Source organism: Caballeronia sordidicola (assembly GCF_000729995.1).
GTDB classification, from domain to species: domain Bacteria; phylum Pseudomonadota; class Gammaproteobacteria; order Burkholderiales; family Burkholderiaceae; genus Caballeronia; species Caballeronia sordidicola_A.
In genome coordinates this window covers 23,177-41,616 of record NZ_JNFG01000204.1, presented here as the reverse complement: position 1 = coordinate 41,616, position 18,440 = coordinate 23,177, and the positions used below count along the sequence as shown (strand labels likewise).

The following is an 18,440-nucleotide window of genomic DNA, read 5'->3' as shown; positions in this document are numbered from 1 at the left end:
TCAATTGCCTTCGCCGAAAAGATCAGGTTGCCGTTGTTTCGATGCCTGATTTTCGACGATGGTCGGATCGGGGCTTAGCTGATTGAGGCGTAATAATTCGCCCGCAGAGAAAAGGTGCTCTCTTATGGTCTCTCTCGATGCTACGTCGAGAGGGGTGATGTACGTCTGCCCAGCAGTGGACGCGACTGCAAGAATGGCATCCTCAGCAATTTCGAAATCGTCGAGCAGATCCGGGCTATGGCTCGTGACAATGATCTGGCTCTCTCCAGAAGCACGCTTTAGTGCTTCGCGAAGAGCCGCTGCGGCAGCAGGATGTAAAGCGGTTTCCGGCTCTTCAATGCCGATAAGCGATGGCGCGTAGTCGACGTTCCTCTGGAACAACGCCGTCAGCACGCCAAGGGCTCGCAGCGTTCCGTCGGACATGTTGTGTGCGCGAAATTGCCACGACCGTTTTCCTCCTCCCATGTCTTGCTGAAATGCTAAAGACTCCATCGGATCGATCGCAAGGCGTTCAACTCCGTGAACCGAGGGAACCACTGCCGTGAAATACTCTTGTATCAACTGCATCGAAGCAGGAGATGTTCGCTCCAGATGGCCAATCACGCTTGCGATGTTTTCGCCGGACGACTTGAGCAAGCGTCCGTCTTGCGGTTTTTGCAGCTCACGAATAACCTTCGGGTTCAGGTTATAAAAACCCATGGAGGCTAATGCTTCGTGCACCGGACGAAATACCTCCAGACCGGATGCACTGACCAAGGCCAATCGATCACTAGTCACGGCAGGGAAAGCCGCTTCGCTCGTGTGGGTAAGCTTGCCTCGCTCAAGACGGAAGAAAGCCTTCTTGCCATTCACATCAAGAACACACTCCTCTCTTCGTACTTCAAGAGCCCCATTCGTCAATGCCCCCACTTCAAACGCATACCTGCCTTTCTGTCCCGACCGCAACGTGAACTCGAGTCGAATTCCAAAGTGCGTTGGATGGCCGGCGGAACGCCGCCTGACTTCGTTCAGTCCGCCGCGCTCGCTGATTGCGTTGTCCAGAGAGCCGGTCAGCGCATCGCGAACTAAATGCAGCGCGTCCAGGAAGTTGCTTTTGCCGGAGCCATTCGCGCCCACCAGAAACGTCAACGGACCCAAAGCCACATCGCATGCAGCAATGCTCTTGTAGTTCCGCAGTACAACGCGACTCAGGAAAATTGTGGATGACATCTGGTGATTGATCCGGTTCGCACGACGATGGCGACAGTGTATTCGCATGTGACGTTGAAAGTCCTGCAGACATTCTAGCGTTCGAACGCTCCTCCACTATGAAAAAGCCCCGCAGCGCGGAGCGCATGCGGGGCTTGCAACACCTTCACAACGTCAAACCAAACCTTACTTCCCACCCACGCTTTGCAGCGTCGCCCACTTACCATCAACAACCTTGTACAGCGTGATGCCGCCGTTCTTCAGATCGCCCTTCGAGTCATACGCGAGTTGCTTCGACGTCACGCCCGGCATGTCGGTCTTAGCGAGCAACGGCAAGTACTTCGCCGGATCGGTCGAGTTCGCGGTCTTCATCGCGGTGAACATGGCCATTGCGCCGTCGTACGCGTACGGCGAGTACGTTTGCACGTCTTCGTTGAAGCGCGCCTTGTACTTCGCGACGTAAGCCGCGCCGCCCGGCATTTCATCGAGCGGCAAACCAGCCAGCGATGCCACCGTGCCGTCGGCCGCAGTGCCGGCGATCTTCAGGAACGTGTCGGTCTTGACCATTTCGCCCGCCATCAACGGCGCGCGCAGGCCCAGCGTCTTCATCTGCTTGACCATCGGCCCAGCTTGCGAATCGGCGCCGCCGTAGTACACGAGGTCCGGATTCATCGACTTGAGCTTGGTCAGGATTGCCTTGAAGTCGACAGCCTTGTCGTTGGCGTATTCCCGATCCACGATCGTCGCGCCCGATGCCTTCGCGGCCTTCTCGAACTGGTCGGCGAGACCTTGGCCATAAGCCGTGCGGTCATCGACAATCGCAATCTTCTTCATCTTCAACGTCTTCACCGCGAACTCGCCGGCCACCGAACCTTGCTGCGTATCGGAGGTCATCATGCGGAATGCGGTCTTGTAACCTTGTGTCGTGTATTCCGGCGCGGTTGCCATCGCGATTTCGGGAATGCCGGCGTTCGCGTAGATGCGCGAAGCGGGGATCGTCGTGCCCGAATTGAAGTGACCGAGCATGCCCTTGACGTTGTCATCGACAAGTTTTTGAGCGACGGTCGTGCCGGTGCGCGGGTCGGCCTGGTCATCAGCGGAATCGAGCACGATGCGAATCGGCTTGCCGCCGATCACGGGCTTGGTCGCGTTGAAATCTTCAACCGCGAGCACCACGCCGTTCTGGAAATCCTTGCCGTAGTGCGCTTGCGCGCCGGTCATCGGGCCGGCGAATCCTACCTTCACGTCTTCAGCGGTTTGAGCCTGAGCTGTTGCAGCAACCGACAGACCGGCGACCAGCATTGCTGCTGCCAGCTTCTTCATCGTGTAATCCATAAACTCTCCTGATTCCCATGTAAGTGGCAGCGTGTGCCGGGATCGCCGTGCTTGCTGCCGTTTGTTTGAGCCAATCCGCCGTGCTGAATACAGCTCAGCCGATCGTCATCAAATTCGCATTGCCGCCCGCGGCCGCCGTGTTCACGCTCACCGAGCGTTCCGTCAGCAACCGTTCGAGCGCGTATTCCTGCTCGCCGTCGTGAGCGTCGTCGGCGAATGCTCCCGCCGGCACACCTTGCACCGAAACGATCGGTCCCGGGCGTTTCGCGACATCCTTCACCAACGCCATCAATTCGTCGCTGTCGCCTTCGAACAAGACCGCATCGAAGGCCGCATCCGTGCTCTTGCGCGTCGATGCATACGGCTTGATCGACGCCGGCAACGCCGCCACGAGTTGTTCACCCGCCGCGCCGGAAAACAGCGCTTTGTTGCCTGTGGCGAGCGCTGCGGCGAGTTGCGCGCGAGCGCCGCTTGCCGTCGATGCCACGCACAGCACCGTGCCGCGTGCGCCGAGCGTGTAGGTGTTGCGCTCGCCGGTCGGACCGGCCAGCACGGCGGTCGCGCCGGCCATCACGTGCTGCAAATGGCCGTCGCAACGCGCAGCCGTTTGCGGATCACGCTCGGCAATCGCCCAGTCGCGCAACGCCGTCAGCGCGGCCGGCGTTTCGTTCGCAGCCGTTTGATCCACGATCAGCGCGCTTTCCAGCGATTTGGGCAAGCCCGTGGGCCGCTTGGCAAGCAGCCGCTGCAAATACAGCGCGCCGCCGGCTTTCGGTCCCGTGCCCGACAAACCTTCGCCGCCGAACGGCTGCACGCCGACCACCGCGCCAATCACGTTCCGGTTCACATAGATGTTCCCCACGTGCGCCCGGCTGACCACATGCGCGATGGTTTCATCGATACGCGTATGGATCCCGAGCGTAAGCCCGTAACCCGTCGCCTTGATTTGGTCGAGCAGTTTATCAAGATGCGCCCGGCGATACCGCACTACGTGAAGTACCGGGCCGAAGACCTCGCGTTTCAACTCGTCGATGGAATCCAGTTCGATCAGCGTCGGCGGGACGAATGTGCCTTGTGCGCAGCCATCGGGCATGGGCAATTGCACGACGTTGCGGCCCTTCTCGCGCATCGATGCAATGTGCGCGTCGATGCTTTGCTTCGCTTCGGCATCGATCACGGGACCGACATCAGTGGAAAGGCGGTCGGGATTGCCCATCGCGAGTTGCCGCATCGCGCCCGTGAGCATTTCGAGCGTGCGATCCGCGACGTCGTCCTGCAGGCACAACACACGCAGCGCCGAACAGCGTTGGCCGGCGGAATCGAAGGACGATTGCAGCACGTCCGCGACTACTTGCTCAGCCAACGCCGATGAATCGACGATCATCGAGTTTTGCCCACCCGTCTCCGCGATCAGCGGAATCGGCCGGCCATCCGGGTCGAGGCGTTCGGACAAAGTCTTGTTGATCAGGCGGGCGACTTCCGTCGAACCGGTGAACATCACGGCACGCGTGCGCGGATCGGCAACCAGCGCCGCGCCCACGGTTTCACCAGTGCCCGGCAGCACTTGCACCGCGCCCGGCGGCACGCCGGCTTCGCGCAGAATGCGCACGGCTTGCGCGGCGATCAGCGGCGTCTGTTCGGCCGGCTTTGCGAGCACCGTATTGCCCGCAGCGAGCGCGGCCGCAACTTGTCCAATGAAGATCGCGAGCGGGAAGTTCCATGGGCTGATGCAAACCACGGGGCCGAGCGGACGGTGCGTATCATTGGAAAACTCGCTGCGGATCTGCGCCGAGTAATAACGCAGGAAATCGATAGCCTCACGAATCTCCGACACCGCATTCGCCAGCGATTTACCCGCTTCGCGCACGACGAGACCCATCAGCGTATGCATCTGCGCTTCGAGCAGATCGGCTGCGCGGGCGAGGCAATCGGCGCGTTCATCGACGGGCGTTGATTGCCAGATCGGCGCGGCGGCGACGGCGTTTGATATAGCCAATGCCACTTGTTCCGATGTCGCTTCAACCACTGTTCCCACGAGGTCGCGCAAGTCGGCGGGGTTGCGAACATCGCGCGCAACGCCTTCCACTACGTCAGCGGCCTCAAGCATCGGAGCCGCGCGCCAAGGATGATTCGCGCTCGCAAGCAATGCCGACGACAACGACGCCAGCCGATGCTCATTCGACAGATCGAAGCCCATCGAATTGAGGCGCTCGCTGCCGAACAACTGACGCGGCAGCGCGATCTTCGCGTGCGGCAGACCGAGCGGCGTGAGCTTGGACGCTTCGTCGATAGGATCCTGTACAAGCTCGCTGACCGGAATCGTTTTATCGGCGATACGGTTCACGAACGACGTATTCGCGCCGTTCTCAAGCAAGCGCCGCACGAGATACGCGAGCAGCGTTTCGTGCGTACCAACCGGCGCATACACGCGACACGGCCGGTTGAGCTTGTCGCGCCCGGTGACTTCTTCGTACAGCGGTTCGCCCATGCCGTGCAGGCACTGGAACTCGTACTGCCCGGGGTAATAATTCCCCCCGGCAAGGTGATAGATCGCCGACAGCGTGAACGCGTTGTGCGTGGCGAATTGCGGGTACACGGCATCGGGCGCGCCGAGCAATTTCTTCGCGCAGGCCACGTACGAGATGTCCGTATAAATCTTGCGCGTATAGACCGGATAACCTTCGAGGCCATCCACTTGCGCGCGCTTGATTTCCGAATCCCAGTACGCGCCTTTAACCAGTCGAACCATAATCCGATGACGGCTGCGACGTGCCAGATCGATCAAATAATCGATAACAAACGGGCAGCGCTTTTGATAAGCCTGCACCACGAAACCGATGCCGTTCCAGCCGGCCAATTCCGGATCGAAGCACAGCGCTTCGAGCAGATCGAGCGAAATTTCCAGCCGGTCGGCTTCTTCCGCATCGATGTTCAGGCCAATGTCGTAACGCCTCGCGAGCAGCGCCAGCGCTTTCACGCGCGGCAGCAACTCGGTCATCGTGCGTTCCTGCTGCGAGCGCGAGTAACGCGGATGCAGCGCGGACAACTTGATGGAAATCCCCGGGCCTTCATAAATGCCGCGCGATCCGGCAGCCTTGCCGATCGCGTGAATCGCCTGTTCGTACGACGCGTAATAGCGAACCGCATCTTCTTCGGTCGTCGCCGCTTCGCCGAGCATGTCGTAGGAATAGCGGAAGCCGCGCGCTTCGAACTTGCGGCTGTTAGCCAGCGCTTCCGAAATCGTCTCGCCCGTGACGAATTGCTCGCCCATCAGGCGCATGGCCATATCGACGCCCTTGCGGATCAGCGGTTCACCGCCGCGGCCAATCAGGCGCGTCAACGCCGATGACAACCCGGCTTCGCTATTCGTCGTCACCAGCTTGCCGGTGATCATCAGGCCCCACGTCGCCGCGTTCACGAACAGCGACGGCGCCTGGCCCATGTGCGAGCGCCAGTCGCCCTTGCTGACTTTGTCGCGGATCAGCGCGTCGCGCGTGGCGCGGTCGGGAATGCGCAGCAAGGCTTCCGCGAGACACATCAGCGCGACGCCTTCCTGGCTGGACAGCGAAAACTCGTGGATCAGGCCTTCGACACCGCCGCCCGTCTGTTTCTTGCGCAGCGCTTCGACGAGTTTCGTCGCCATGGAATTCGTTTCGCTGGCGACGCTGCCGGACAGCCGCGCCTGGCCGATCAGGAACGGCACGCACTCCGGTTCCGGACGCCGGTACGCAGCCGTGATCGCGGCGCGCAGTACCGATTGCGGTTGCACGTTCTGGGCGAAATCGAGGAAGGGATGCGGCGCGCCGTCTTCTTCGGAGTCGGCGTGCACCGAGGATTCCAGCGTATCGCCCGAACCGATTGCACCGGACAGTTCCGGCGGCAACTGTCCATGTTCGATGCGTTCGAGATACGCGAAGATGGCTTGCTTGATGAGCCAGTGCGGGGTCCGCTCGAGCCGCGTAGCGGCGTCTCTCAGGCGGGTGCGCAGCAGATCGTCGACTTTAACGCCCAAGGTGGTGCTAGCCATATATCCGTCCTTGCCGGAATCGGAACCGGCGATAGCTTGAAAAGTGGCCGAATCGTAACCCGCTCATAAAAAAGGTGCAACCTACTTTTCAAGATGGGTTGCACCTTTCAAAAATCCTTTGAGAACAAGGCATTAGGGGTAATTGTGGATGGCGGTTTGGGTCGAGAACGCTCTAGGATTTCTCGTCTGACAAATATTCTTGTGTCAGCCCTATTGAATCGCTGCCTGCTGCCGATAAGAACTAGTACGGCCAATTCAGCGATGAAACTCTGCGGCCGTCTTACAATTCAGCCGCGCGGTTTCGGGGAGAAGAGAACATGAGCACCTGGATGATTTTTTGCAGTATTTGGGCGATGACTGCGCTGTGCGTGGTGTTTTTCATCCGCGGCGCGCATCCGCACGTCGAGCGTCCGGAGAGCGACAGCCGAGACAATGGGAGTGACTTGAGCGTTGGCGGGATGACGGTTGCGCGCGTGCGAAGCTCAGACCCCCGCAATAGCTAAACGGGTCAATCAGCGCGTTCGGCCTTAAATATCCAGCGGATCGACCTCGACGTTCCATCGAATCACGCCTTTTACCTTGAGACTGCGCAATGCCGGCTGCCAGGCCCGCAGCGCATTCTGCAACACGGCCCGCGACGCACATTCCAGCAACAACTGCGCGCGGTGCACGTTAAACACCTTCACGATAGTCAACGGCACCGCGTCGTAGACGGTCACGCGTTCCGCGCCGGCCAGCGCGGCGAACTCTGCTGCCGCAGCGCCCAGAAAGTCTAGCGCAGCCTCGAGCGTGCGCCCTTCGGCGCGAAGCATTGCTTGGTAGACGAACGGCGGCAAATGCGCGTCGCGGCGCTCGGCCAGCGTGGAATTGGCAAACCCAACGTAGTCGTGCCGTGCCAGCGCGTGATAAAGCGCGTGCCGCGCATAGCGCGTCTGGATCATCACTTCACCCGGCAATCCTGCGCGCCCCGCCCGACCGCTAACCTGCATCAACTGGGCAAACAGCCGCTCGCTCGCCCGGAAATCGTGGGAAAAAAGCGCCGTATCGGCGTTGAGCACGCCGACCAGCGTCACGCGCTGAAAGTCGTGCCCCTTTGCGATCATCTGCGTGCCAACGAGGATATCGACCTCGCCGGCGTGGACATCGGAGAAAAGGGCTTGTGCGCTGCCCTTGCGCCGCGTGCTGTCGGCATCGATACGTAAAACCCTCGCCCCGGGCACAGCCGTCGCCAGCGTTTCTTCCACGCGCTGCGTGCCGCGGCCCATCGGCGCGATATCCACGTTGCCGCAGTCCGGGCAGGACTTGGGAATTCGCGATTCCCAGCCGCAATGGTGGCAACGCAACGCGCGCTCGGGCTTATGAAGCACTACGTACGCGCTGCATCGCGGGCAGCCGGCGACCCAGCCGCACGCGTCACACGAAAGGATGGGGGCGTATCCGCGGCGGTTGAGGAATACGAGGCTTTGCTCGCCGCGTTCGAGGCGCGTTTTCATCGCGGCGATGAGCGGTCCCGACAACCCCTCCACCGACGCCCGTCCGCGCTGCCGTTCCTCTTCCAGGTCGATCAGCCGGACGCTCGGCAAAACCGCGGTCGCCACGGCCCGACGAGTGAGTGTGAGCTTGGTGTATCGCCCCTGCTCAGCCTGCCACCAGCTTTCGAGCGATGGCGTCGCCGACCCGAGCACCACAGGAATCTCCAGTTTGTTCGCGCGATAAACCGCGAGATCACGCGCCGAATAGCGCAAGCCTTCCTGCTGCTTGTAGGCGGGATCGTGTTCTTCATCGACAACAATCAGCGCCAGCTTCGGCAACGACGCCAGGATCGCCAGCCGCGTCCCCAGCACGAGCCGCGCACGGCCCGTGTGCGCCGCGAGCCAGTTGCGAGCGCGTTCGCCTTCGGCCAGCCCGCTATGCATCGTCACGATGGCGCCCTCCGGGAGCGCCGCGAAACGCGTGCGGAACGCGGCTTCGAATTGTGGCGTGAGATTGATTTCCGGGACGAGCACGAGCGCTTGCGCGTCGGGGCGCGAACCGAGCAAATCGGCCAGTGCGTGGAGATAGACCTCTGTTTTGCCGCTCCCGGTCACGCCGTGCAGCAGGAACGCAGCGAAACCGTCCGCGCCGGTTATCGCATCGACGGCATCGGATTGCTCGGCGGTCAATTGCGGCAAAAGCGCGTCATGCGCGTGCAGCGCGGCCTTTTCGACCGCGGGCGCGAGCGCGATGTCCGGCTCCGGCACATCGCCGGTTTCCAGCGCTACCCATCCACGCGTTTGCCACTCATCGAGCGTTGCACGCGCTTTCGGATGCAGCGCGCGAGCCTCGGCGGCGGGCAACGTGGGATTGGCGGCGAGGGCATCGGCGAGACGGCGCAGCGCGGTGGCGCGTGGCGGCAACGCATCGGGCAAACTCGCGCGCCCTTCCGGCATCAGCCGATACCGCTCCTCCGGCGCCAGCAATTTCGCCCAGCGCGAGGCGTCGCGCAGCACCTGCGGCAGCGCGGGCAACGCCACTTCGCCCAGACCTCGCTGGTAATACTCGGCCGCGAACAGCGTCAGCGCGCGCCATTCATCGGCGAGTGGCGCGAGTGTGCTGCAAATCGCGGCCACGTCGCGCAACTTGTCCGGCGGCACGTCGGTGTGACCCGTCACTTCGCAAATCAGGCCGACCGCGTCGCGTCTTCCGAATGGAATTCGTACCAGCATGCCGGGCAGCGGCGTGGGAGCCAGGTCGTATCGATAGTCGAAAAGCGTCGGCAGAGGATGGTCCAGCGCGACCCGGACGAAGACGCTCAATTGACGCACCCGCCGCAAGCCACGCCGGCGCGACCGTTCCACCGGAACATGCGGCTGCGCGGGACAGAGTTAAAGTAAAACATCACAATCGCCGCTAAGCTGTGGATTAATTTTGAGATTTCGAAGCTTTCCACAGGCCTGTGGATAACTTTGTTGAGAACTTTGATTGACAGGGACAAAAAGTGGCGATCTCACTCGTTGTGTGCGGTAGCCCACATTTCGGGTTGCTCTCAAATTTCTCTTATTAATCATGTATTTGAGGACACACAACATGCCTTCTGAGTAGCGCTTAGGTCTGATTTGAACATGGCGCGCCGCAACGAACAAAATGTGCATAAGTCAACTCTTGACATTGGCCGAACGGCCAAGCTGCGGGCATTTCGAGGCGCTTTTGTCTGACCACGAAAACGTTTGACGTGAGCTTTTCATGACGCAGCGCAGCAATCTTTTTTGACCAAACTTCAGTTCTTTGCGCGAATGGCGCGGCTGTGACGATGCACTTCATCGACCAGTTCCGCCACGTTCTCCGGACGCGTGAACTGCGAAATGCCGTGGCCGAGGTTGAAGACATGGCCGGGGAAATTTCCGAAGCTGTCGAGCACGGCGCGCGCTTCGGTACGAATCACGGCCGGCGACGCAAACAGCACCGCCGGATCGATGTTGCCCTGGAGCGCCACCCGATCGCCCACTTTTTCGCGCGCCTGTCGCAGGTTCACGGTCCAGTCGAGGCCGACCGCGTCCACGCCGATTGCCGCGATCTGTTCCAGCCACAAGCCGCCGCCCTTCGTGAACGTGATGACCGGGACCTTGACGCCGTCGTGTTCGCGCTTCAATCCCGCGACCACCTTCGCGATGTAGTCGAGCGAGAAGCGTTGATAGGCGCCGTCGGCCAGCGCACCGCCCCAGGTATCGAAGATCATCACGGCTTGCGCGCCCGCTTCGATCTGCGCGTTCAGATAAGCGACGACCGCCTGCGCGTTGATATCGAGGATTCGATGCATCAGGTCCGGCCGCGTGTAGGCCATGGCCTTGACCGTATGGTGATCGGGCGACCCGCCACCTTCGACCATGTAGCACGCGAGCGTCCAGGGGCTGCCTGAGAAGCCGATCAGCGGCACTTTCTGGCGGCCTTGCGCATCGGTCAGCGCCCGGCGGATTTGCGATACCGCGTCGGTCACATAGCGCAGCGTGGCGTCGATATCCGGCACGTGCAGCTTCGCGACGTCCTCTTCCGTGCGGACCGTGCGCTCGAATCGCGGCCCTTCGCCCTGGACGAAATTCAGGCCGAGGCCCATGGCGTCGGGGATGGTCAGGATGTCCGAGAACAGGATAGCGGCATCGAGCGGGAAGCGCTCCAGCGGCTGAAGCGTGACTTCCGTAGCATAGTCAGGATTCGTGGCAAGCCCCAGGAAGCTACCGGCGCGCGAACGCGTGGCGTTGTACTCGGGCAGGTAGCGGCCCGCCTGACGCATCAGCCAGATCGGCGTGTAGTCGGTGGGCTGGCGCTGCAGCGCGCGCAGGAAAGTGTCGTTCAGGAGTGTGGAAGGCACGGGGATTGGAGCGTAGGGCAAAGGGGCATTCTACCGGACGAGGGTTTGCGTTCGCATTCAAGGAAGGGGGATTTTGGCGTTGTGGCCAAGGGTCGGTGCGCCTTTAAAACCGGATGCCAACGACGCCCCGCTTCGATATCATCGGCGGCTGAAATAATCTTTCCAGGAGTGTCGATGAAAGTTCTTGCCTCTGGTTGCACGTTGCTTCGCGGTGTCTTTCGCACGGGCGCTTGCGCGCTGCTGCTCGGCTTCGCCATCGGCGCGCAGGCGCAAACCGTACAAGGCGGCAGCATCATCGCCGCTCCCGGCGCAACGCTACCGGCCAGCGCGGCGGCCGCTCCATCGAGACTCGACGAAATCCTCGCGCGCGGCACGCTGCGCGTTTGCACAACGGGCGACTACAAGCCGTACTCGTTCCTGAGGCCGGACGGCCAGTTCGAAGGCATCGACATCGACGCCGCGCAAAACCTCGCCCAGTCAATGAACGTCAAAGCCGAGTTCATCAAGACATCGTGGTCGAGCCTGATGAACGATTTCGTCGCGAAGTGCGACATTGCGGTCGGCGGGGTTTCAACCTCGCTCGAACGCCAGAAACGCGCATTCTTCACCCAGCCCTACATGGTCGACGGCAAGACACCCATCGTCCGCTGCGCCGACGTCGATAAATACCAGACCGTCGCGCAAATCGATCAAGCGGGCGTACGCACCATCGTCAATCCGGGCGGTACGAACGAGAAGTTCGCGAAGCAGTTCTTCACGCACTCGCAACTGATCGAGTACCCCGACAACGTGACCATCTTCAAGCAAATCCTCGACGGTCAAGCCGACGTGATGGTCACCGATGCTTCCGAAACGCTACTCCAGCAAAAGCTGAATCCCGGCTTGTGCTCGGTCCATCCGGACAAGCCGTTCCAGTTCGGAGAAAAAGCGTATCTGCTGCCGCGCGGCGATGTGGTGTTCCAGCAATATGTCGATCAGTGGCTGCACCTGTCACGCTCGACAGGCGAGTTTCAGGCAGTTCTCGATAAATGGCTGAAATGAGAGCGAAGGCGGCCGGAGTCGGGCCGCCTTTTTTGCACGTCGGCTAGCGCTCATGGCAAGTTCAGAAAATTGATAGCTTTACGTAAGTATCGCGTAAGCTGATGTCGCTCGGCATCGAAAAGTCAACGCACCGCATGTAACAATTCACCGAAGCGTTCCGACGTTTTTTTCATCCAGACCGCCGCCGATTTTGAATGCGCCTGGATCCGGCCGAAGCCATGCGTCATGTCGTGCGCGTCAATTACCTCGGTACGGCCGCCGTTCGCTTCCAGAAAACGTGCGAATTCATGGGCGTCGTCATACAGCGGATCGTAAGCTGCAGCAACAATCAACGCCTGCGCCGGCGTCCGATCGCAGGACTGCGCGAGCGGAAACGCCCGCACGTCGTCATCGGCAGGCGGTTCGGCCGTCAGGAATTGGGCCCAGTAAAAGCGCATTTCTTCGGTGGTCAAGCCCGGCCCTTCCGCATTCGCCGTAAAGCTGCCGCCCTCGAAACGGCAGCGCGCCACCGGATAGATCAGCAACTGCGCCGTGACCAGACCAGCCACACGATCGTTCGCAGCACGCGCAGTCACGGCCGCGAGATGAGCGCCGGCGCTGTCGCCGGCCACGCCCAGCCGGCTGGTCGCAAAACCCAGACGCGAACGATGCTCGGCGAGCCACAGCAGCGCATCGAGCGCGTCGTCAACGGGCGCGGGGAACGGGTGCTCCGGTGCCATTCGGTAATCGACGCTCACGACCGCGCAATGCGAATCCTGAGCGAATCGCGCGACCATCAGGTCGTGCGTCTCCAGGTCCCCGACCACCCACCCGCCGCCATGAAAGTAGACCACGAGAGGCAATGGCTTCCTGGCCCCTGCCGGCCGGTAAACCCGCGCCCGCAGCGTACGTCCATTGAGCGGCACGGCTGTGTCTTCAACATCGACGCCAAGCGGACGCGGCGCCGCAAACTCACGCGCGACATCCTGAAATTGGCGTCGAATGGCTAAAGGATCGGCATCGGGCGGAAGTTCGGGGAACGCTGCCGCAACCTTGGCGTAATAGGCGAGAAGGTCTGCGTCGATGGTCATGCGCTTGTCTCCAGTGCAATTCGCCGCCCGGTCGGGCGACGGTTTTTGATTGTCCTTAAAATCTACATATCGCGCTTGGCAGCGCAAGCATTTCTAAAACGCGCCGAAATATCGACTTGTAAATCACCATAATCGACAAAATTTGGACAGATTAATCGCCGAGCCTTGTTCGTCAGGGGTTACAACCTGAAACACTTTGTTACGGTGATGCCTGGATTATTCGCCCACAATCACTTCAACGGTCTCAACACGGATGTGATCGAGTGCAGCGTTGGTGAATTACAACGTTGAGTTGCATTCGATGGTCGGCATAGTGCCGAATCCCAGCTTCAGGGACATGTTTGTTGGGGTCGTTGGCTGATGAAATCATATCGGCCGGTCCCACCCTTGGTCTCCTCGCGCTAACCCCGTAGCGTGTGGTTTTTAGCGGGCTCCAGGCCCGCTTTTTTTTGTCCTGTACAAACGTTTGCGTAAGAACTTAAATGGCCGCCGCGATTATTCCGGCGGCCATTTTTAATTGTAGATATCAAGAGATCACTTGTAGTTACGCGGTTTTAGCTTCCGATAGCTTCAATTCCTCGATCATCTTTGCTCGCATGATGAACTTCTGGACCTTGCCGGTGACCGTCATCGGCAACTCATCGACAAAGCGGATATGCTTCGGAATCTTGTAGTGCGCGATCTGTCCTTGGCAAAATTCGCGAATGTCTTCTGTCGTCGCGTACTCTCCCTGGCGGAGAACAATCCACGCGCATACTTCCTCGCCGTATTTACTATCCGGAACACCGAATACCTGGGCTGATTGAATCTTCGGGTGCCGGAACAGGAATTCTTCAATCTCGCGCGGATAAATGTTTTCGCCACCGCGAATCAACATGTCCTTTAATCGTCCGACGATATTGCAATATCCCTCTGCGTCGACGGTGGCCAGATCGCCGGTATGCATCCAGCCATCGATAATCGCTTCGCGCGTTTTTTCTTCGTCGCCCCAATATCCTTTCATCACCGAATAACCGCGCGTGCAGAGTTCGCCGGTCTCACCAACCGGGACGATTTCGCCTAGCGGATCAACCAGCTTCACCTCCAGATGCGGCTGGATCTGACCGACGGTCGTTGTGCGTTTATCGAGGGGATCGGTGGTCGAGCTTTGAAACGACACCGGGCTCGTCTCGGTCATTCCGTATGCGATCGTGATTTCGCGCAGGTGCATCCGCGAGACGACCTTTTTCATCGTTTCGATGGGGCACGGCGAACCCGCCATGATCCCGGTACGCAAACGGCTCAGGTCGTATTTATCGAAGTTCGGGAGATCGAGTTCCGCGATAAACATCGTCGGCACACCGTGCAGTGCCGTGCACCGTTCTTCATCGACAGCTGCGAGGGTGGCGGCGGGATCAAAGGCTTCGCCTGGAAATACCATCGCTGCGCCCACGGATACACACGCAAGCACCGCCAGCACCATGCCGAAGCAGTGATACAGCGGCACGGGGATGCACAGCGAATCCTGTTCGGTGAGCAACATCGAGTGTGCGATGTAACGGCCGTTGTTCACCACGTTGTGATGCGTGAGCGTGGCGCCCTTGGGGTTGCCGGTGGTGCCGCTCGTGAACTGGATGTTGATAGGATCGTGGTCTGTGAGCGTCGATTCCAGCGCGTCGAGTTGCACCGTGTCGAGCCCATCCCGGCCGCGCGACATGACGTCGGGAAAACGCAGCATGCCGGGGGTGGCGCCCTCGCCCATTCGGATCACGGCTTTTAAATCAGGGAAACGCGCTGCGTTGAGCGCGCCAGGTTTGGCGGTGGCGAGTTCCGGCGCTAACGCTTGCAGCATCTCCAGATACTTCGATGTCTTGAATTGTTCCGCCGCGATCAGCGCTTTGCAGCCGACCTTGTTCAGCGCGTACTCGAGCTCCGCCAGCCGATACGCCGGGTTGATATTCACGAGGATCGCGCCCATCCGCGCGGTGGCGAATTGCGTCAGCAGCCATTCGGCGCGGTTCGGCGACCAGATGCCAACGCGGTCGCCCGCTTCAACGCCAAGCTTGAGCAAACCCGACGCGAGGACATCGACTTCATCGGCGAATTCGCGCCAGGTCCAACGGATGTTTTGCTCGCGGAAAATCACCGCAGGACGGTCGGGATATTTCGCGGCCGTACCGCGCAGGAAGCGGGAAACGGTGGCGTCGCTCAGCGGAATGTCAGTCGAGCCGCGAACGTACGACAAACCGTCGCGTGGTTCGATCTGCGGCCCGGCGTGCGTTGGTTGGGTAGGCATATCGACGGTCTCCTCCGTGGGATGGCGCTATAAGACAAAGACGAAGCGCCATGAAAGCGATTCGGAAGGCCAATTGTGCATCGCGAGGGAGAGCTAGGGCATTGAGTGTTACCCGCAAAAAGGCCCGGATCAACGCATGTTCGTTGTGCAGTTTTGCGCGGAAGTGCGCGGGCCTGGACGTATGTGTTGGCGCACGCATCGCCGTTTTGAGCGGCAATAAAAAAGCAGCCCGAAGGCTGCTTTTTCCTGAAACCAAAACTCGCGAAACGCTTAGTGATTACCGCGCAGTTTCCGCAGCCGCTGAATCGCCGCGATCTGAGCCGTCGCGTACGCCAATTCCGCTTGCGCGGTCGCGTACTCGAGGTTCGAACCCGTGTTCTGCAGCGCTTCCTCAGCGCGCTTCTTCGCTTCCAGCGCCTTCGCTTCATCGAGATCCTGACCACGGATCGCGGTATCGGCCAGAACCGTCACCACGCCCGGCTGGATCTCGAGAATTCCGCCTGCAACGAACACGAACTCTTCGTCACCGTTCTCCGCTTCGATACGCACAGCACCCGGACGAATCCGCGTGATGAGCGGCGTGTGGCCCGGCAGAATGCCGAGTTCACCCGCTTCGCCCGGCAGTGCGACGAACTTCGCCCGGCCCGAGAAGATCTGCTCTTCCGCGCTGACGACGTCTACTTGAATTGTTGCCATATCGACTCCCATGCAAGGCTGGATGAGCGTATTAAAGAGGCGCGGGTTTTCGTCCGAAAACCCGCGCCCGCCCGATCCTTACTGGATCTTCTTAGCCTTTTCGAAGGCTTCGTCGATCGTGCCGACCATGTAGAACGCCTGCTCCGGCAGATGATCACATTCACCTTCCACGATCATCTTGAAGCCGCGGATGGTTTCCTTCAGCGGCACGTACTTGCCCGGCGAGCCCGTGAAGACTTCCGCGACGTGGAACGGCTGCGACAGGAAACGCTGGATCTTACGAGCGCGCGCAACGGCGAGCTTGTCTTCCGGCGCGAGTTCGTCCATGCCCAGAATCGCGATAATGTCGCGCAATTCCTTGTAGCGCTGCAGCGTTTGCTGCACGCCACGCGTGATCGCGTAGTGCTCTTCGCCAATCACGTTCGGGTCGATCTGGCGCGAGGTCGAATCGAGCGGATCCACAGCCGGATAAATACCCAGCGAAGCGATATCACGCGACAACACAACCGTTGCGTCCAAGTGACCAAACGTGGTCGCCGGCGACGGGTCGGTCAAGTCATCGGCGGGAACGTACACGGCTTGCACCGAGGTGATCGAGCCGGTTTTCGTCGACGTGATCCGTTCTTGCAGACGGCCCATTTCTTCAGCCAGCGTAGGCTGATAGCCCACTGCCGACGGCATACGTCCCAGCAGAGCCGACACTTCCGTACCAGCCAGCGTGAAACGGTAGATGTTGTCCACGAAGAACAGCACGTCCAGACCTTCGTCACGGAAATGCTCGGCCATCGTCAGGCCGGTCAGCGCCACGCGCAGACGGTTGCCCGGCGGCTCGTTCATCTGGCCGTACACCAGCGCGACCTTGTCCAGAACGTTCGAATCCTTCATTTCATGATAGAAGTCGTTCCCTTCGCGGGTACGCTCGCCAACACCGGCGAACACGGAATAACCACCGTGTTCCTTAGCGATGTTGTTGATCAGTTCCATCATGTTCACGGTCTTGCCCACACCGGCGCCACCGAACAAACCAACCTTACCGCCCTTCGCAAACGGACAGATCAAGTCAATCACCTTGATGCCCGTTTCGAGCAGTTCAGTCGATGGCGACAGATCTTCGAACTTCGGCGCTTTCTGGTGAATCCCGCGCGTCACGTCCGAGTTGATCGGGCCGGCTTCGTCGATCGGACGACCCAACACGTCCATGATCCGGCCAAGCGTCGGTTTGCCGACCGGCACGCTGATCGGCTTACCGGTGTTCTTCACCACCGTGCCGCGGCGCAATCCATCCGATGCACCCAGGCAAATGGTACGGACCACGCCGTCGCCCAGCTGTTGCTGGACTTCAAGCGTCAGTTCCGAGCCTTCCAAAACGAGCGCGTCGTAGATTTTCGGCATGTCGGAACGCGGGAATTCCACGTCGATAACCGCGCCGATGCACTGTACGATCTTGCCTTCTACCAAAGCAGTAGTACTCATCGCATTTCCTTTAGATACTTGATTCTTCACTCGCGCGACAGGCGCAGTTCGATTCGACGCTCACGATCAACCGACCGCTGCAGCGCCACCGACGATTTCTGACAATTCCTTCGTAATCGATGCTTGCCGGCTCTTGTTGTACACGAGCTGCAATTCGCCGATCACGGTCTTCGCGTTATCCGAAGCGGCCTTCATGGCGACCATGCGAGCCGATTGCTCCGATGCCATGTTTTCCGCCACTGCCTGATACACGAGCGCTTCGACATAACGCACGAGCAGTTCGTCGACCACCGTCTGCGCATCCGGTTCGTAGATGTAATCCCACGAAGTCTTCGGCGTAACCGGTTCGCTGTTTTTATCGAGGCCGTCCTTGCGTGCGAAATCGCTTGCCGACAAAGGCAGCAATTGTTCGATCACGGCTTCCTGCTTCATCGTGTTGACGAAGCGGGTGAACGCCAGATAAACCGCGCTGATCTTGCCTTCCGAATACAGGTCGAGCTGAACCTTGATCGCGCCGATCAGCTTTTCCAGATGCGGCGTGTCGCCCAGATGCGTGACTTGCGACACGGTCTTGGCCTTCAACCGGTTCAGGAAGCCCAGACCTTTGCTGCCGATCGCCGATGCTTCGATCGTCTGACCTTTCTGCTCGAGCTCCTTGAACTTCAGGAGCGCTGCGCGCAGCACGTTCGTGTTCATGCCGCCGCACAGACCTTTATCGGTCGTGACGAGGATCATGCCGGCCGCTTTCGCGCCCTTGTTCTCAACCATGAACGGATGGCGATACTCAGGCGTGGCAGCGCTCATGTGAGCCGCGACGTCGCGGATCTTGTCGGCATACGGGCGAGCAGCGCGCATGCGCTCCTGCGCGCGGCGCATTTTCGACGCAGCCACCATTTCCATCGCCTTGGTGATCTTGCGCGTGTTTTGCACGCTCTTGATCTTGCCGCGGATTTCCTTCATTCCAGCCATTGCTTACTCCATTGTCGGCCA

Annotated in this window: 11 protein-coding genes; 1 reads left to right on the top strand and 10 read right to left on the bottom strand. The window is 60.1% G+C overall.

Annotated features, from left to right (window positions below; genetic code table 11):
- From FH08_RS0142800 to hemE, 5 genes are all read right to left on the bottom strand, one after another.
- Window positions 1–1,209 carry an AAA family ATPase gene (locus FH08_RS0142800; protein WP_031364250.1) on the bottom strand — a complete coding sequence of 403 codons (1,209 nt, stop codon included), beginning with the start codon at window positions 1,207–1,209 and terminating at the stop codon, window positions 1–3.
- Between the two features lie 165 nt (window positions 1,210–1,374).
- Complete coding sequence (locus FH08_RS0142795; RefSeq protein ID WP_031364249.1) at window positions 1,375–2,523, bottom strand: branched-chain amino acid ABC transporter substrate-binding protein; 1,149 nt, start codon at window positions 2,521–2,523, stop codon at window positions 1,375–1,377.
- A 94-nt stretch (window positions 2,524–2,617) separates the two neighbouring features.
- The gene (gene putA, locus FH08_RS0142790; RefSeq protein WP_031364248.1) at window positions 2,618–6,550 is read right to left on the bottom strand and encodes a trifunctional transcriptional regulator/proline dehydrogenase/L-glutamate gamma-semialdehyde dehydrogenase; all 3,933 of its coding nucleotides are present in this window, start codon (window positions 6,548–6,550) and stop codon (window positions 2,618–2,620) included.
- Between the two features lie 527 nt (window positions 6,551–7,077).
- The gene (locus FH08_RS0142780; protein WP_419178054.1) at window positions 7,078–9,354 is read right to left on the bottom strand and encodes a primosomal protein N'; all 2,277 of its coding nucleotides are present in this window, start codon (window positions 9,352–9,354) and stop codon (window positions 7,078–7,080) included.
- A 452-nt stretch (window positions 9,355–9,806) separates the two neighbouring features.
- A complete protein-coding gene (gene hemE / locus FH08_RS0142775) occupies window positions 9,807–10,895 on the bottom strand; it encodes a uroporphyrinogen decarboxylase (RefSeq protein ID WP_031364245.1) in 1,089 nt (362 codons plus the stop codon).
- A 174-nt stretch (window positions 10,896–11,069) separates the two neighbouring features.
- On the opposite strand from hemE, the gene FH08_RS0142770 reads away from it, so the two are divergent.
- Window positions 11,070–11,936 (top strand): transporter substrate-binding domain-containing protein, encoded by an 867-nt coding sequence (locus tag FH08_RS0142770; protein ID WP_081889772.1) that lies wholly within the window; start codon window positions 11,070–11,072, stop codon window positions 11,934–11,936.
- A gap of 122 nt (window positions 11,937–12,058) precedes the next feature.
- Here FH08_RS0142770 and FH08_RS0142765 read toward each other — a convergent pair whose 3' ends face one another.
- The 5 genes from FH08_RS0142765 to atpG all read right to left on the bottom strand — a co-directional run bounded on the left by FH08_RS0142765 (window position 12,059) and on the right by atpG (window position 18,419).
- Window positions 12,059–13,006, bottom strand: coding sequence for an alpha/beta hydrolase (locus FH08_RS0142765; RefSeq protein ID WP_031364243.1), 948 nt, complete (start codon window positions 13,004–13,006; stop codon window positions 12,059–12,061).
- 544 nt (window positions 13,007–13,550) lie between these two features.
- A complete protein-coding gene (locus FH08_RS0142760) occupies window positions 13,551–15,281 on the bottom strand; it encodes an AMP-binding protein (protein WP_031364242.1) in 1,731 nt (576 codons plus the stop codon).
- 270 nt (window positions 15,282–15,551) lie between these two features.
- Entirely contained in the window at window positions 15,552–15,977 is a 426-nt protein-coding gene (locus tag FH08_RS0142755; RefSeq protein WP_031364241.1) for a F0F1 ATP synthase subunit epsilon, read from the bottom strand.
- A gap of 78 nt (window positions 15,978–16,055) precedes the next feature.
- A complete protein-coding gene (gene atpD / locus FH08_RS0142750; RefSeq protein WP_031364240.1) occupies window positions 16,056–17,450 on the bottom strand; it encodes a F0F1 ATP synthase subunit beta in 1,395 nt (464 codons plus the stop codon).
- A 66-nt stretch (window positions 17,451–17,516) separates the two neighbouring features.
- Window positions 17,517–18,419 carry a F0F1 ATP synthase subunit gamma gene (gene atpG / locus FH08_RS0142745; RefSeq protein ID WP_031364239.1) on the bottom strand — a complete coding sequence of 301 codons (903 nt, stop codon included), beginning with the start codon at window positions 18,417–18,419 and terminating at the stop codon, window positions 17,517–17,519.
- Window positions 18,420–18,440 lie beyond the last annotated feature (21 nt).

Excerpts from the sequence above, each read along its gene's own strand:
- FH08_RS0142800 (WP_031364250.1), bottom strand. The coding sequence starts at position 1,209 with ATGTCATCCACAATTTTCCTGAGTCGCGTTGTACTGCGGAACTACAAG.
- FH08_RS0142795 (WP_031364249.1), bottom strand. The coding sequence starts at position 2,523 with ATGGATTACACGATGAAGAAGCTGGCAGCAGCAATGCTGGTCGCCGGT.
- putA (WP_031364248.1), bottom strand. The coding sequence starts at position 6,550 with ATGGCTAGCACCACCTTGGGCGTTAAAGTCGACGATCTGCTGCGCACC.
- FH08_RS0142770 (WP_081889772.1), top strand. The coding sequence starts at position 11,070 with ATGAAAGTTCTTGCCTCTGGTTGCACGTTGCTTCGCGGTGTCTTTCGC.
- FH08_RS0142765 (WP_031364243.1), bottom strand. The coding sequence starts at position 13,006 with ATGACCATCGACGCAGACCTTCTCGCCTATTACGCCAAGGTTGCGGCA.
- FH08_RS0142760 (WP_031364242.1), bottom strand. The coding sequence starts at position 15,281 with ATGCCTACCCAACCAACGCACGCCGGGCCGCAGATCGAACCACGCGAC.
- FH08_RS0142755 (WP_031364241.1), bottom strand. The coding sequence starts at position 15,977 with ATGGCAACAATTCAAGTAGACGTCGTCAGCGCGGAAGAGCAGATCTTC.
- atpD (WP_031364240.1), bottom strand. The coding sequence starts at position 17,450 with ATGAGTACTACTGCTTTGGTAGAAGGCAAGATCGTACAGTGCATCGGC.
- atpG (WP_031364239.1), bottom strand. The coding sequence starts at position 18,419 with ATGGCTGGAATGAAGGAAATCCGCGGCAAGATCAAGAGCGTGCAAAAC.